Here is a 13,637-nt window from a genome sequence, read left to right on the forward strand (position 1 = left end):
GTATAAGTCTTTCTTCCTTCGCATATAGTGGTTGTAAATAACTGTGATGGGGGATCAATATATGGTGACACTACCAATTTGGATTTATTTAGTTGTAGCAGGCATTTTCTTTAGTGGATTTATGGCGATTCGTGCTGCACAACATGATAAGCAAGTGGATGATTCGTTTATTGAAAAAGAGGGACAAGTCTTCATCGAAAGAATGCAAGTGGAAAAAGAAAGACGCAACAGCGATTCCATCTGATTATATAAAAGAGCCTGTCACATGAGTGACAGGCTCTTAGCATTACTGCTGAGGAGTTTCTACGCCAGATTGACTATCTGTCGCACCTTCTTCGAAAATTGGTTTTACATCCTTATCTTTTGGTTTCACTTTTGCTTTATCAAGCTCTTTTTGAATCTTCTTGTTCGCTTCTGCTTGATCTACTTTTGAACGTTTGATTTGCTGCTCAAGTTCGGGTTTCTTTTTCTCAAACGATTCTACTTTCTTTTTATCGACTAGTTTAATGATATGGTAGCCGTACTCTGTTTTGATTGGTTTACTTACTTCACCTTTTTTCAGCTTGTAAGCCGCTTCTTCAAATTCTTTAACCATTTGGCCTTCACCGAAGTAGCCTAAATCGCCGCCGTTAGCTGCAGACTGCTGATCGGTTGAATATTCTTTTGCTAGACTAGCAAAGTCCTCGCCTTTTTTGATTTTCGCTTCTACTTCGTTTGCTGTCTTTTCGTCTTTTACTAAAATATGACTTGCGCGAATTTGAGGTTTTTGAGCTTTATATTCATCATAAGCTTTTTTCAGCTCTTTGTCCGATACCTTAATGCCTGCCGTAGCAGCTTTTTCACGGAGAATATCGACTTTTAGCATATCTTTGACTTCTTTTTCGCCTTTTTGCTTAATAACTGAATCCACCTGATCACCGTATTGTTCTCTTAGAATGTTCAGCTGCTGATCAAGCTCTTTATCCGTTACTTTATATTTTTTACTCAATACTTTTTCTTCGGTAACGCTTCGTACGAGTGTATTAAATTGATCTTGTCCGATTGTATCTTTCATTTGCTTATACAAATCACCTTGAGTGATATTGCCTGCTTTTGTTTCTACAATTACTTTTGAAGAATCGTTTGCATTTGAAGCATCATTTCCCCCACTGCATGCTGATAAAGCAACGAGGCTGGCTGCCGTTGTTAGTGCAACTAAGCTTTTTTTCATACGTAAACACTCCTACTCATCATTTTTACTTATGTAGCTTGACTCAAGATTTACTATATCACATTTCCTGATGTTAGCAAATGAAGTTAAAACCACGTAAATTTACATTTATTTTCCACTAAGCATGGAGTGATTATACGCTGATGATGGCTTTTTTATAAAGCGTTTTCAAAATGGTGGACAAACTCACAGAGTAATCTCCAAACGAGAAGCAAGAGAAATAAATTATGGAGTTTGGGCTAAAAGCCTAGACGTTTTTTGAGCTGATGCATAAGATGCAGTATTAGTAAACAAAGGGGGTGCTCAAATGAGCGGAGGCGGATATGGAGGCGGTTTTGCACTATTAGTTGTACTGTTTATCTTATTAGTCATTGTTGGTTGTGCATGTTACCACTAGGAAACAGATGAATATAAAAGGAAAGGGGCGATAGATATGGGTTCTTACGGATGCGGATACGGCAGTGGATTTGCGCTATTAGTCGTATTATTCATCTTATTAGTTATCATCGGAGCTAGCTGTTTTTGCTAAGCCTATAAAAAAGCGGTGAGACATCTCACCGTTTTTTATGTAAATGATACTTCAATATAAGATGAAACTAATAAAATGGTAATTAATACATTAATCGTACGAAAAACTTTAGGCTGTTTTTCAGCTGGAATTTCTTTTTGAATACACAATGTATTTGTTAGTGCATTGATGTAGAATAAAATGAATAGTGCAAATACAATAAAGAATATGTACATAAAAATCCCCCTAACAAAATCAGTGTGACGAAGACAAAAAGTCTTATAGTCATTTATATAGTACAGCTTTGTATGAATTTACAAATATCTATATTAACATTACCAAAAAAGCGGTAAAATAGATAGTTATATATACAGTTGAGCAAAGAATTTCAAAAGGTATTTACACAGAAATGCGGTTTTTATTTTATAAAGGGTAGTTAAGAAGTTGAGAAATAGGTTTTAAACGAAATAGCAAAGTGAATGGATAAGAAATGAGTAACAATTACCCATTGTGCAAAAGGATTGTTAAAAAAGACAGAGGGATTTATATTAATATATGCAGTGAGTACATAATCAGTATATGAAAATCTTTATACGGTGCTACTTAAACAGGAAATGTGAATGACGCAGAAAGAATTATTTGGAAGAACATGAATGAATCATGTACAATATGGAGTAGAGGTATATGAACGTTGAAGGAGTAGGGGAAGCGGATGGAAACTTTAGAATCTCGAGTATCACGTTTAGAATATTACATAAAACTGTTATCTGGGACATCTGAACAAGAAGCTAAACCATTTATTGATTTAGTGGTAAGAAATCAGCTTACAAAGAAGGAAGTAGAGGAAATTTTAATTCTGTGTGAAGATACAAAAAACGAATATATTGAGCAAAAAGCGGAAGGTCTAACAGACTTTGTTCCGCTTCTTACACAATTTGTTGGCATGCTGAATTATAAATTAACTCCCAGAGAGACGGTCGAATCGCTTCGTTATCAACCTTCTTATCAAGATGTGATGAATGAATTTTTTGAAATTATTCAATGGATAAGGGACTAACCATTAAGAGTTTGAAATAGTCTCCTGGTGGTTCTCTTTGTCTTTCTTGACGAGCTTGCCATCTTCTTCAGTGAATTCTTCTTCGATATGATGGAAAGATCGCTCGAAGATATCCATAAAATCTTCACCGTAAATTTTGCGGATGACGGTCATCAGTTCCATAAATTCAGGGAATTTGCCGTACAAGTCGCGCAACGGAAGTGCGCCGCTGAACACTGAATTATTAGAAGGTTCGTAATGTTCCATTAAATCTAATAAAATGGCCTCGCCTTTATCTGTCAGCTGAATGTACGTATTTCGCTTGTCGCTTTCTTTTTTAGAAAACTCAAGTAAACCTCGTTCTTCTAGTTTTTTGGAGAAGTTAAATGCAGTAGAAACGTGCATAACTCCAAACTTGGCAATTTCGGAAATGGAAGCCCCGTTTAAATGATATGAAATCCATAAAATATGATGCTCGTTAATATTAAGGTCATAAGGCTTAATCCATTGCTGCCAATCCTTCTCTACGGTTTTCCAAAGGGCTTTACTTAATTGGGCAATGCGTTGGCTAAATAGAAGTGCTTCTTTCAAACTGTAATCTTGATCACTAGTCTTTTTCATCTTCTCCCACCTACTTAGTCTCTTTTTTTATTTATCTTCTATTATGCCAATAAAATAAAAAATTATAAAGATGTAAATTTACAAAATTTTAAAAAATTAAAAAAGAAGGCGTTTCAACCTTCTTTTTTGTCAATTTTTTCATTGGGATTTTTAGTTGTCTGTACATGTTCCTCAAGGTTTGACAAAGAATTTTGGATTTCTTTCAAATGATGCTGAAGGGATTCCTTATGAGGGACAATTTCTTCTTTAAACTGACCAAGGGTAGTAGAAAGGTCACTTGCGATATTTTTCACTATAGTATTTCCTTCTCTGGCGGTCATTTGTACTTGTTGAGAAACAGCTTTTATTTTTGTTGAGAGCTCTTGTTGTGAAGCGTTAACTCGGTCTTTTCGAGAGCTGACACGCTGTTTAAGTTCTCGTCCTGAATATGGAGTAACAAGAAGCGTTGTAATAGCGGCTACGGTGCTTCCAATTGCTGCTCCAGCTGCTAGTTTTTTCATTCTGCTCATTATTTATTTCCTCCTATGTAGTAAAGTAATTGCTAACACTTCCTTCTGACATAATCATAAAAAAATAGCATAGATTTATACAAAAGAAGGAGGTTATCAACATGGGGTAGCTTTATTCATTCTTTTGATAATTAGCCTGAGTTTTTTTCTGGCTGCCTTTAAATGGTTTAGCCTTACGACTAGAACGGCATCATATCCACCTAAACATGTGCTGAAACAAAAGTCTCTTACATGTGCGACAGTGGCTTTTGCGAGTTTTTTATTGGCGCTTATACTTTATTATGTAACCTAGGATGGAGAACTTAAACCTTTATTACATAGTAAGTCTTCATACCTATTGTATGAGCTGCAAATGAAATTTAAGTGAAAAGCATTCTGTACCATTTCTTTTTAAACAAAAAGTTAAGAGTCGAACTGTAGATTGTTTCTAAAAGATCAGCAACATACTATAAATGAACCGTTTTATCTAAAAGCCCGCCACGCTTTGGCGAGCCTGAGCTTTTGGTGTAAAAAAAGAGCCTGATTCTTAATTAAATCAGGCTCTTGACGTTACGATAATTTTGCTTTGATGCTTGTGCGTTTTAGAACGGATTGAACAATTGGATAAATAACGACCATAACGATTGTGTTCACTACTGTTGCAGGTAATACAACCGCAGCAACAAGCGCCATGACGCTGTTTCCGCCCGGTAAGCCGACGATTAGCGCGGCAGCAGACAAGAATACGGTTCCTGATACGAGTGTGCCAACAGCTGTTAAAGCAGCGGCAACGGGTGTTTTAATGCCTATTGCTTTTTTCACAAGCATAAATAATGCAAAGAAAACAAATGCTGTAATTGGTTTATCAATCAAGTTTGCAATTTGTCCGCCAGGAAAGCTTGTTGTTAAAGCAGAAATAACCGCTGTGGTTAAGCTAACCAATGCAACATTTTTTATGCTAGGAAACAACAGGATTGCTAAAAACATCATTGTTAACATCATATCTGGCTTCATTCCAAATAAAATAGGAGGTACCACCGTGTGGAGAACCGCTCCAATTCCGACTAATAACGCTAAAGAAACTAAAACCTTTGTATTCATTTCTCATCTCTCCTCTTCTAAGCTAAGCTCGAAATATACCAATAGTGCCTCTATGCCCATTGCATATATTTACATACTGATTGTAACATATTTATGTGAAAAAAGGATCAGTTAATTCTGCCAATTATGCGTTTGCCTGTGCAAATTCATCCATAAAGGCGGCAAGAGCTTCACACGCTTCAAGGGGTACAGCATTGTAAATAGAAGCGCGGCATCCGCCGATTGAACGGTGTCCAGCTAATCCTACGAAGCCTTTTTCTTTTGCTTGCTGTAAAAACGCAGCCGTTAACTCATCGGTTGGTAAAGTAAACGTTACGTTCATAATTGATCGGCTTTCCTCTGTAGCGTGAGGGTTATAGAAACCATTTGAACGTTCCATGCTTGTGTAGAGTAACTTAGCTTTTTTATGATTTTGGGCTTCAATTGCTTTAACGCCACCTTGTTCTTTAATCCAATCTAAAACAAGTGAAAGCATGTAAATGCCAAACGTTGGAGGAGTGTTGTAAAGAGAGTTGCTCTTTACGTGTGTCTCATAATTCAGCATTGTTGGTAAACCTTCAGGAATACGTTTAAGCAATTCTTTCTTCAAAATGACAACCGTGACACCAGATGGTCCGAGGTTTTTCTGAGCACCAGCATAAATGAGTGAGAACTTAGATACATCAATTTGACGGCAAAGAATGTCGCTTGACATGTCGGCAATTAAGTCTACTCCTTCGATAGAAGGGTAGTCAGCCCATTGTGTACCAAAAATGGTATTGTTGGACGTGATATGCAAGTACCCAATCTCTTCTTTTGGAAGCTTTACGTCATCTAAAGCTGGAATAGAGCGGTAGTTCTCTTCTTTAGTAGAAGCAACAACTGCTGTTTTTCCAAGTTTCTTTGCTTCTTTTAATGCTTTTTCCGACCATGATCCGGTTAGTACATATGCACCGACTTGATCGGGAGCTAAAAAGTTCATTGGAATCATAGAGAATTGCAGGCTTGCTCCGCCCTGCAGGAATAAAATTTCATGTGTATCTGGAATGTTAAGCAATTCCGTGAGTGTTTCTTTAGCATGTGTTAATACATCTTCAAACTCTTTGCTGCGATGTGATAATTCCATCACAGACATACCTGTATTTTTAAAATTAACTAGCTCCTCTTGAGCAAGTTGTAAGACAGGTAGGGGAAGCGCAGACGGACCTGCATTAAAATTATAAGCTCTGTTTAACGTAATCACATTAATTCCTCCTCAAATTAGTTCGAACACTCATCATACAAAATGGCTAATGACTGATGTCAGAAAGAATATCATTATACTATCATGAAAACCATTGATTGTGGAGGTAACTTTTCAAAAATTTAAATTAATCTGTAAAGAGAAAATAATAGAAAAAAGATAAATAAAAAGTATACGCAAACATGTTTTGGCAAACATGTAAATGAAATGTTTATATGCTATACTGATGGAAGAAATAATGTGGAGGAACAGAATGAGAGTATTAAAATATGCCATATTAGGGCTCTTAGATCAGAAGGAGCTCAGCGGGTATGACATTACCAGACTTTTTAAAGAAGAGGTCGGTAATTTTTGGAGTGCTAAGCACAGCCAGATTTATCCCGAGTTAAAGCGATTAACAGAAGAGGGATTTATTCGCTATGAAACCGTGATTCAAGGCAAGAAATTAGAAAAAAAGATGTATTCGATAACGGAAGAAGGAAGAGCTGAGTTAAGCAAGTGGCTCACTACGATTGATCCTATTCCTGAAACAACTAAAGATGAATTTATGTTAAAAGCTTATTTTGCTTCATCCATGTCAATAGAAGAGTTAAAGCAACAAATAGATAACCAGCTATCAAGCAGGAAAGTGAAGCTAACTTTTTTAAAGAAACGAATGGATGACCTTTTGGAACAAGTTAATCATCACATTACCGTTTCGTCTCCTCAATTTGGTCATTATTTGGTGCTATCTCGCGCTCAAGACCGGGAGACAAGCTATATCAATTGGCTTGAACGTACGCTGAATTTAATTGAAAAAGAACAATAAGAAAAGGTGAGCGGATCATGACTTGGTGCATAAAATCATTTCAAGAGCTGACAAACGATGAGCTTTATGAAATTCTACAGGTTCGCACCGCTATTTTTGTTGTCGAACAGAAGTGTGCTTACTTAGAAGTAGATGGAAAAGACAAACTTGCTTATCACTTGTTCAAAAAAGAGAATGAGAAAATTATCGCATATCTTAGAGTTTTACCAAAAGGAATTAGCTACCAGGAAGCTTCTCTTGGGCGCATTATTGTAAAACAAGCGCAGCGCGGTACGGGTCTCGGAAGAGAACTAGTAGCAAGAGGAATTGATTTTTTAGAGAATGAATTGCACGAGAAGACAATTAAAATTCAAGCTCAAAGCAGACTTCAAACATTTTATGAATCGTTTGGTTTTAGACCTGTTTCCGATATTTATTCAGATGAAGGGCTTCCCCACGTAGATATGCTAAAGACACCTTAGAAACTTCACCAATTGTGTGAAGTTTTTCTATTTCTGAAACGGGTAAGGTGAAAGAAAGATGTTAGGCTTTAGTATTGCGCAGATAGAATCGATATGACTACTACTAAATTAGTAATTTATGAATAAGATAGATAATGAATTTGTTTCTTTTTGCTTATTCTTTGATTTTAAGTAAGTGATATATTGAAGAAAGTAATAATATTGTATATAATGATTTTTGTAACAAAAATGTAACAATTACGTAATATTCTTAATGTTGGTTCAGAAAGAAATTTGTTGTACATATTGCTTGGAGGCATTTTTATGAGTGCAAAGGAAAAGAAAAATAGGTATATATATAGTTTGGATGGACTTCGAGCTTTCGCTGTTATGTCTGTCATTGCATATCACTTAGGATTTGGATGGGCATCTGGAGGATTTCTAGGAGTTGACGTTTTCTTTGTATTATCAGGGTATTTAATTACCTCGATTTTACTGGTGCAATCTTGGGAAAATCCTTTGAAAAATTTGAAGCATTTTTGGATTAGCCGAACGAGAAGACTTCTTCCAGCTGTGTATGTGATGGTAGTATTAACTGCAGCTTGGGTTATTTTATTTAACCGGCCATTGTTAACAACGCTACGAGGCGATGCATTATCGTCTATTTTTTATATGAGTAACTGGTGGTTTATTTTTCATAAAGTTTCATATTTTGATAGTTTTGGGTCACCGTCACCATTAAAGAACTTATGGTCACTGGCTATTGAAGAGCAGTTTTATATTGTGTGGCCACTTGTTTTATTGTTGGGTTTAAAATTTATCAAAAAGAGAGGAATTCTTTCTCTATTCATTTTAGCTGGAGTAATGGCCTCAGCTATTCTAATGTCTTTTTTATATGAGCCAGGAGGAGATCCTAGCCGCATTTATTATGGAACCGACACTCGGCTGTTTGCCCTTTTAATCGGCTGTTTACTTGCATTTGCCTGGCCGATGTATCGTTTATCATCAAAAAATCTTCCAGCCGTAGGCAAGCAAGTATTAAACGCGGTAAGTATGGTGAGTTTCTTTGTATTTATTCTCTGCGTATGGAGCGTTGATGAGTATACTCATGCATCTTTTCTTTATCAAGGTGGAATGCTGCTGATTTGTTTAAACGCTGCTGTACTGGTTGCAACGATTAGTCATCCTAGTAGTTTTTTAGGAAAAGCTCTGTCGTTTAAGCCGCTTCGCTGGCTTGGTACTAGATCATACGGCATCTATTTGTGGCATTATCCGGTTATTGTTCTTACAACACCTGTATCCGAGATTGGCCGCCCGGTCTATTGGCATGCGCTGCTACAAGTAGGCCTTACATTTATCATTGCTGAACTTTCTTACCGTTACATCGAAGTGCCTATCCGCACACGCGGCTTTCGCTATTATTTCCGGCACTACCATCCGAGAGAGCTTTTTAAATGGCGTAATCTCTCTCGTTCGAGACAAGCGGTTTTGGGCAGTCTCATTTTCTTTTTGGCGCTGTTTACAGCGGATATGACAAGCTTTGCTATTAGTACGCAGCAAAAGGATGAAACGACAGCGAAAGAGACAGAGGTTAAAATTCAAACGAATCATAAAGAAAATGCTTCAACTTCTGTCAAAGACAAGAACAAAGCGGATGATAAAAAAGCAGAGAACGCGGAAAAGAGTTCCGGGGAAGAAAAATCTGATGCCAAAGAAAAACAGCAGCCGAATTCTTACAGAGATGTCCTTGCGATTGGAGACTCGGTCATGCTGGATATTGCTCCTAATCTTAAAGAGATGCCGCTTAGTATTACGATTGACGGAAAAGTAGGAAGGCAGCTCAATGAAGCACTGCAGCTAACTCCTAGCTATCAAGCATTTAATAATCCGAACAGCGCAGTGATTATTGAGTTAGGAACAAACGGCTATTTTACAAATGAAGAACTTGAACAACTGTTAAAAGCTTTTTCACACGCGGATGTTTACTTAGTGAATACGCGCGTTCCTCGTTCGTGGGAAAGCACCGTGAACAAGAACTTGAAAGCTGCTTCTGAAAAGTTTGATCACGTCACGCTCGTAGATTGGTACTCAGAGGCTTCTAAGCACCCTGAATACTTTACATCAGATGGTGTCCACTTGGTACCTGAAGGATCAAGAGCATTAACAAAATTGATTGAAGAACGTATGAATTTAGAAGTTAAGGCGGAAAGTCGTTCATAATAAGTGAAAAGCTGTACGATGTTTTGTATCACAAACTGATTAAACATGTGTTAAATGAATAGATAAAACAAAAAAAGCTTACATGTGTAAGCTTTTTTTGTTTCAAGAAAGGCGAGAAGAAATATTGCCAGCGATTTCTTGAAGTTTTTCAGGCGTGTATTCGCTTGTATGCTCTTTCCATACAGCACCGAATCCATCGCCTTCCCCATAGCGAGGAATAATGTGCATATGATAATGAAACACGGATTGACCAGCTTTTTCACCATTATTATTTAAGATGTTTAAGCCGATTGGGCTGTATGTTTCTTTAATTGCATTTGCGATTTGAGGAACCACTTCAAACAAATTGCGCGCAATTTCCGGCGTTAGTTCGTGAATGTCTTTTTTATGTACTTTTGGAATCACCAGCGTATGCCCTTTTGTTACTTGACTAATGTCTAAAAAAGCTAATACATGTTCATTTTCAAATACTTTTGCACCTGGGATTTCACCGCGAATAATTTTGCAAAAAATACAGTTTTCATCATGTGTGCTCATTATATTCACCTTCCGTTACCAATATAAATGTATGGGTATACATGTACGTTTATTTTACCACAAAGTAGGAATGCAATCAGCAGACAAGAAATAGCTGTTGGCATTTTATACACAAAAACGGGATGCAAACGATTATGCATCCCGTCATGTGAAGAAGGAAAAAATAGCTTTTAATGCAGCATATGATCTTTAAGGAACACCTCATTTACGTAATTGCATTGCCTAATGAAACAGTAACTTGAAAAAGTATATTCTCTTTAACAAACACCTCATTTAAGCATTGAGCTAAAAAAATATACAATGTGAACGAAATCGTTCTTGGTCTTTGACAAACACCTCATCTACACAGTAATAAATGAACATTATTGTCTACCCATTATATATATTCTTACTACGTTCATGACTACCATCCCCTTATGAATCAAACATACATCGATTTACAATAAGGTTTTCTGAAATATGCCTGCTGTAGACACCTCATCCCAAATGTAAGAAGCTTTGTAATGATTAGTTGTAATCAATAACTTGTTTTCCTTCTTCCCTATATAGAATGTCCCGATATTTCGATTATATTCTGGAAAAATTAACCGAAAAAAATTGAAAACAATGTGAGGAAGAAAAAGATTTGGTACAATAGAGCAAATAGCGCTTGCGCTTGGAGACAAAAAGAACAAATAAAAGGAGATCGTGATGGGTTCTTTATTGCAAATTAACAATATTACAGGGGGATATACAAAAACTCCCGTCTTAAAAAATGTATCGTTTGATGTAAATGCAGGTGAATTAGTCGGGTTAATCGGGTTAAACGGGGCCGGCAAAAGTACAACGATTAAACATATCATTGGATTAATGGAAGCAAAAAAAGGAAGTGTATCCATTAATAATAAAACCTTTCAACAAGATCCAACAGGTTATCGAAGTCAGTTTACGTTTATTCCAGAAACTCCTGTGTTATACGATGAATTAACATTAAAAGAACATTTAGACCTTACAGCTATGGCTTATGGACTTGAGCCTCAAACATATGAAGCCCGTCTGCAGCCGCTTTTAAAAGAGTTTCGTTTAGACCGGAAGTTAAAATGGTTCCCTGCGCATTTTTCAAAAGGAATGAAGCAGAAGGTTATGATTATGTGCGCTTTTTTGGTTCAGCCGTCTCTTTATATTATTGATGAACCTTTTTTAGGTTTAGATCCGCTGGGTATTCAATCTTTACTTGATTTGATGACGGATATGAAAAAGCAAGGTGCAGGCATTTTAATGTCCACACACATTTTGGCGACCGCGGAACGCTACTGCGATAAATTTGTTATTTTACATAACGGAGAAGTAAGAGCGCAAGGAACGCTTAAAGACCTTCAAGAAGAATTTCAAATGCGCAATGCTACTCTTGATGAAATTTATATTGAATTAACAAAGGAAGAAGGCTATGAGTAAGATTGATGCATTATGGAAGCAACGGTTTCAGCAGTATTTAGTGGATATAAGAAGATATACAAAATATATCTTAAATGACCACATTAAATTAGTGTTAATTTTTGCAATTGGCGGTTTGGCCTACTATTATCAACAGTGGTTGAGTACATTAACACCTGCGTTTCCTTCGGCTGTAGTGATTGCGATACTTATGGGATTGATTTTAACCATGGGTCAAATTCAAACGTTTTTAAAACGACCTGATTTAGTCTTTTTACTTCCTTTGGAGACGAAGCTTCAGCCTTATTTCAAAAAATCTTTTTGGTTTACCTTTACGATTCAGCTTTATATTTTATTATTTGCAACTGGTGCAGCAGCACCTCTTCAAGTAAAGGTAATGCATGATTCTTACTCAAACGTTTTTGTGTTTTTTCTGCTATTACTCATCTTGAAAGTTGTAAACTTAGGCATGTCTTGGTGGGCTGTATGGTTTGAAGAAAAGTGGGCGAAGTGGACAGATTATATCGTCAGGTTTTTCTTGAACGCAGTTTTTACGTACTTCTTATTTTCCCATGCATACGCATTCTTTACAGGAATCGTAGCGGTGATTATGATTGCGCTAGCCATTTATTATCGCTCGCTTACAAAAAGAAAGCCGATCAAATGGGAAAAGCTAATTGACTTAGAAGAAAAGCGCATGGGCTATTTTTATCGATTAGCTAATTTATTTACGGACGTTCCTCAGGTGAAAGAGCGAATCAAACGCCGTAGATATTTAGATTGGCTAGTAGCACGTATTCCATTTCGTCAAAGTGCCACTTACCATTACTTATACACCAGAACATTTTTGCGATCAGGAGATTATTTAAGTTTGCTCGTTCGCTTAACTGTCATTGGCGGATTTTTAATTGTAGCTGCGCCGTTTCAATACGGCAATATAGTGGTTGTTTTATTTGTTGTATACATGACGGGTTTTCAATTACTTCCGCTTTGGAAGCAGCACAAACAGATTTTATGGCTTTCTCTTTATCCGGTTGAAGCTAAAGAACGGAAAAAGGCATTTTTGGACGTATGGAAAAAAGCGCTGTATGTACAAATTCTTGTGCTCGCCATAGCGGTGGCTTTTTCTAATATAGTTGCTGCACTGCTTTCCGTGGCAGCAGGTGCTATATTTATTCACTTATTTGTACATGCATATGTAAATAAAAAATTAACGTAAAAAAAAAGCTCCGAAAGGAGCTTTTTTACGTTTTTAGACTACTTTGGAGACGAAGATAATATACGGAAGCGATAGACGTTCATTGCTACTTTTGTGAGATGGTCAAGAAGCTGATAATTAGCATATGCACCTATAACAGCTCCAATTCCCGGCATAAGCTGAAACATTTTCACAACATCAATGTAATCACGGTATTCTTGTTGAAAAGCTTTCCAATCAAGCTCAAGAAGTTCCTCTTTCTTTTCTTCCCAGTTTTCTACTACTTCGAGCAGCTTCGTTCTATGGTCGTCGCTGCAAAAGGCAAGATGAAAAATATACAGCATATAAATGCGTTCTTCTTTTTCTTTTACATCAAAACCATACGTAGCGGCAATGTCAAATAAGCACTTCATTTTTATGGAAAGAAGAAGCGGGAAATCTGCTGCACCTAAAAGGATACCGCCTGCACCAGTACCAGCTCCTTCTACAGCAGCTGTTTTTTTGTACTTAGGTATGAGTTCCAAAATTCTGTTCTCTTTTTCTTCAAATGAAAGACCGCTGACATCTCTTTTTTTAGTGGTGAAATCGGATCCAACAAGCGTGGTTTCAACCATTTTTTTTATGCTTTCAGTCATAATTTTATGGACTTTAGCAGGGATTTTTTCATTTATTTTAAGCTGTAAAGATTTTGCGGTCCGTTGAAATTTAGAAGGTCGTTTCAACATGCTGAATTTCCAATGTTCAGCTTCTTGTAACACTTTTTCTTCATACGTATTCAAAAAAATCACCTCATTTCAGTCGATATAAATACTACGTTTTAAGTGAGGAAAAGGTT

18 protein-coding genes are annotated in these 13,637 nt (G+C 36.7%); 10 read left to right on the forward strand and 8 right to left on the reverse strand.

Features of this window, described 5'->3' with window-relative positions:
- Positions 1-61 precede the first annotated feature (61 nt).
- On the forward strand, positions 62-244 hold the full coding sequence (locus ACFX4R_RS22810) for a sporulation YhaL family protein (RefSeq protein WP_013055310.1): 183 nt from the start codon (positions 62-64) through the stop codon (positions 242-244).
- 42 nt (positions 245-286) lie between these two features.
- On the opposite strand, the gene ACFX4R_RS22815 is transcribed toward ACFX4R_RS22810, so the two are convergent.
- Positions 287-1,210 carry a peptidylprolyl isomerase gene (locus ACFX4R_RS22815; protein WP_016762972.1) on the reverse strand — a complete coding sequence of 308 codons (924 nt, stop codon included), beginning with the start codon at positions 1,208-1,210 and terminating at the stop codon, positions 287-289.
- A gap of 307 nt (positions 1,211-1,517) precedes the next feature.
- Here ACFX4R_RS22815 and ACFX4R_RS22820 point away from each other — a divergent pair, with 307 nt between their 5' ends.
- Both ACFX4R_RS22820 and ACFX4R_RS22825 read left to right on the forward strand, forming a co-directional pair.
- Positions 1,518-1,607: a YjcZ family sporulation protein gene (locus ACFX4R_RS22820; RefSeq protein ID WP_016762973.1), complete on the forward strand. Its 90-nt coding sequence runs from the start codon at positions 1,518-1,520 to the stop codon at positions 1,605-1,607.
- A 36-nt stretch (positions 1,608-1,643) separates the two neighbouring features.
- Entirely contained in the window at positions 1,644-1,739 is a 96-nt protein-coding gene (locus tag ACFX4R_RS22825) for a YjcZ family sporulation protein (protein ID WP_016762974.1), read from the forward strand.
- A gap of 35 nt (positions 1,740-1,774) precedes the next feature.
- On the opposite strand, the gene ACFX4R_RS22830 is transcribed toward ACFX4R_RS22825, so the two are convergent.
- Positions 1,775-1,954, reverse strand: coding sequence for a hypothetical protein (locus ACFX4R_RS22830; RefSeq protein ID WP_013055312.1), 180 nt, complete (start codon positions 1,952-1,954; stop codon positions 1,775-1,777).
- A 476-nt stretch (positions 1,955-2,430) separates the two neighbouring features.
- Here ACFX4R_RS22830 and ACFX4R_RS22835 point away from each other — a divergent pair, with 476 nt between their 5' ends.
- The gene (locus ACFX4R_RS22835; protein WP_013081673.1) at positions 2,431-2,775 is read left to right on the forward strand and encodes a DUF1878 family protein; all 345 of its coding nucleotides are present in this window, start codon (positions 2,431-2,433) and stop codon (positions 2,773-2,775) included.
- Between the two features lie 3 nt (positions 2,776-2,778).
- On the opposite strand, the gene ACFX4R_RS22840 is transcribed toward ACFX4R_RS22835, so the two are convergent.
- Together ACFX4R_RS22840 and ACFX4R_RS22845 are read right to left on the reverse strand one after the other, a co-directional pair.
- Positions 2,779-3,375: an HTH-type transcriptional regulator Hpr gene (locus tag ACFX4R_RS22840; RefSeq protein WP_014461677.1), complete on the reverse strand. Its 597-nt coding sequence runs from the start codon at positions 3,373-3,375 to the stop codon at positions 2,779-2,781.
- A gap of 113 nt (positions 3,376-3,488) precedes the next feature.
- The gene (locus tag ACFX4R_RS22845) at positions 3,489-3,884 is read right to left on the reverse strand and encodes a YtxH domain-containing protein (protein ID WP_013055314.1); all 396 of its coding nucleotides are present in this window, start codon (positions 3,882-3,884) and stop codon (positions 3,489-3,491) included.
- A 118-nt stretch (positions 3,885-4,002) separates the two neighbouring features.
- Here ACFX4R_RS22845 and yhzF point away from each other — a divergent pair, with 118 nt between their 5' ends.
- Positions 4,003-4,176: a membrane protein YhzF gene (gene yhzF, locus ACFX4R_RS29420; protein WP_472797451.1), complete on the forward strand. Its 174-nt coding sequence runs from the start codon at positions 4,003-4,005 to the stop codon at positions 4,174-4,176.
- A gap of 257 nt (positions 4,177-4,433) precedes the next feature.
- Here the strand turns inward: yhzF and ACFX4R_RS22850 are convergent, their stop codons facing one another.
- Both ACFX4R_RS22850 and serC read right to left on the reverse strand, forming a co-directional pair.
- Positions 4,434-4,964 carry a tryptophan transporter gene (locus tag ACFX4R_RS22850; RefSeq protein ID WP_322551710.1) on the reverse strand — a complete coding sequence of 177 codons (531 nt, stop codon included), beginning with the start codon at positions 4,962-4,964 and terminating at the stop codon, positions 4,434-4,436.
- Positions 4,965-5,088: 124 nt separating this feature from the next.
- Complete coding sequence (serC, locus tag ACFX4R_RS22855) at positions 5,089-6,186, reverse strand: 3-phosphoserine/phosphohydroxythreonine transaminase (protein ID WP_377570447.1); 1,098 nt, start codon at positions 6,184-6,186, stop codon at positions 5,089-5,091.
- Positions 6,187-6,439: 253 nt separating this feature from the next.
- On the opposite strand from serC, the gene ACFX4R_RS22860 reads away from it, so the two are divergent.
- From ACFX4R_RS22860 to ACFX4R_RS22870, 3 genes are all read left to right on the forward strand, one after another.
- Positions 6,440-6,994 carry a PadR family transcriptional regulator gene (locus tag ACFX4R_RS22860; RefSeq protein WP_025752934.1) on the forward strand — a complete coding sequence of 185 codons (555 nt, stop codon included), beginning with the start codon at positions 6,440-6,442 and terminating at the stop codon, positions 6,992-6,994.
- A 17-nt stretch (positions 6,995-7,011) separates the two neighbouring features.
- The gene (locus ACFX4R_RS22865) at positions 7,012-7,455 is read left to right on the forward strand and encodes a GNAT family N-acetyltransferase (RefSeq protein ID WP_013081678.1); all 444 of its coding nucleotides are present in this window, start codon (positions 7,012-7,014) and stop codon (positions 7,453-7,455) included.
- 303 nt (positions 7,456-7,758) lie between these two features.
- Complete coding sequence (locus tag ACFX4R_RS22870) at positions 7,759-9,654, forward strand: acyltransferase family protein (RefSeq protein ID WP_043981713.1); 1,896 nt, start codon at positions 7,759-7,761, stop codon at positions 9,652-9,654.
- A gap of 102 nt (positions 9,655-9,756) precedes the next feature.
- Here ACFX4R_RS22870 and ACFX4R_RS22875 read toward each other — a convergent pair whose 3' ends face one another.
- Entirely contained in the window at positions 9,757-10,191 is a 435-nt protein-coding gene (locus tag ACFX4R_RS22875) for an HIT family protein (RefSeq protein ID WP_014461670.1), read from the reverse strand.
- 690 nt (positions 10,192-10,881) lie between these two features.
- Here ACFX4R_RS22875 and ACFX4R_RS22880 point away from each other — a divergent pair.
- Positions 10,882-11,625, forward strand: a complete 744-nt coding sequence (locus ACFX4R_RS22880) for an ABC transporter ATP-binding protein (RefSeq protein WP_377570449.1) — start codon at positions 10,882-10,884, stop codon at positions 11,623-11,625.
- Positions 11,618-12,823: an ABC transporter permease gene (locus tag ACFX4R_RS22885; protein WP_237075254.1), complete on the forward strand. Its 1,206-nt coding sequence runs from the start codon at positions 11,618-11,620 to the stop codon at positions 12,821-12,823. The genes ACFX4R_RS22880 and ACFX4R_RS22885 overlap by 8 nt, the downstream gene beginning before the upstream one ends.
- Before the next feature lie 38 nt (positions 12,824-12,861).
- On the opposite strand, the gene ACFX4R_RS22890 is transcribed toward ACFX4R_RS22885, so the two are convergent.
- Positions 12,862-13,581, reverse strand: coding sequence for an EcsC family protein (locus ACFX4R_RS22890; RefSeq protein WP_165575579.1), 720 nt, complete (start codon positions 13,579-13,581; stop codon positions 12,862-12,864).
- Between the last annotated feature and the right edge of the window lie 56 nt (positions 13,582-13,637).

This window comes from Priestia sp. YIM B13490 (assembly GCF_042787735.1).
GTDB classification, from domain to species: Bacteria; Bacillota; Bacilli; order Bacillales; family Bacillaceae_H; genus Priestia; species Priestia megaterium.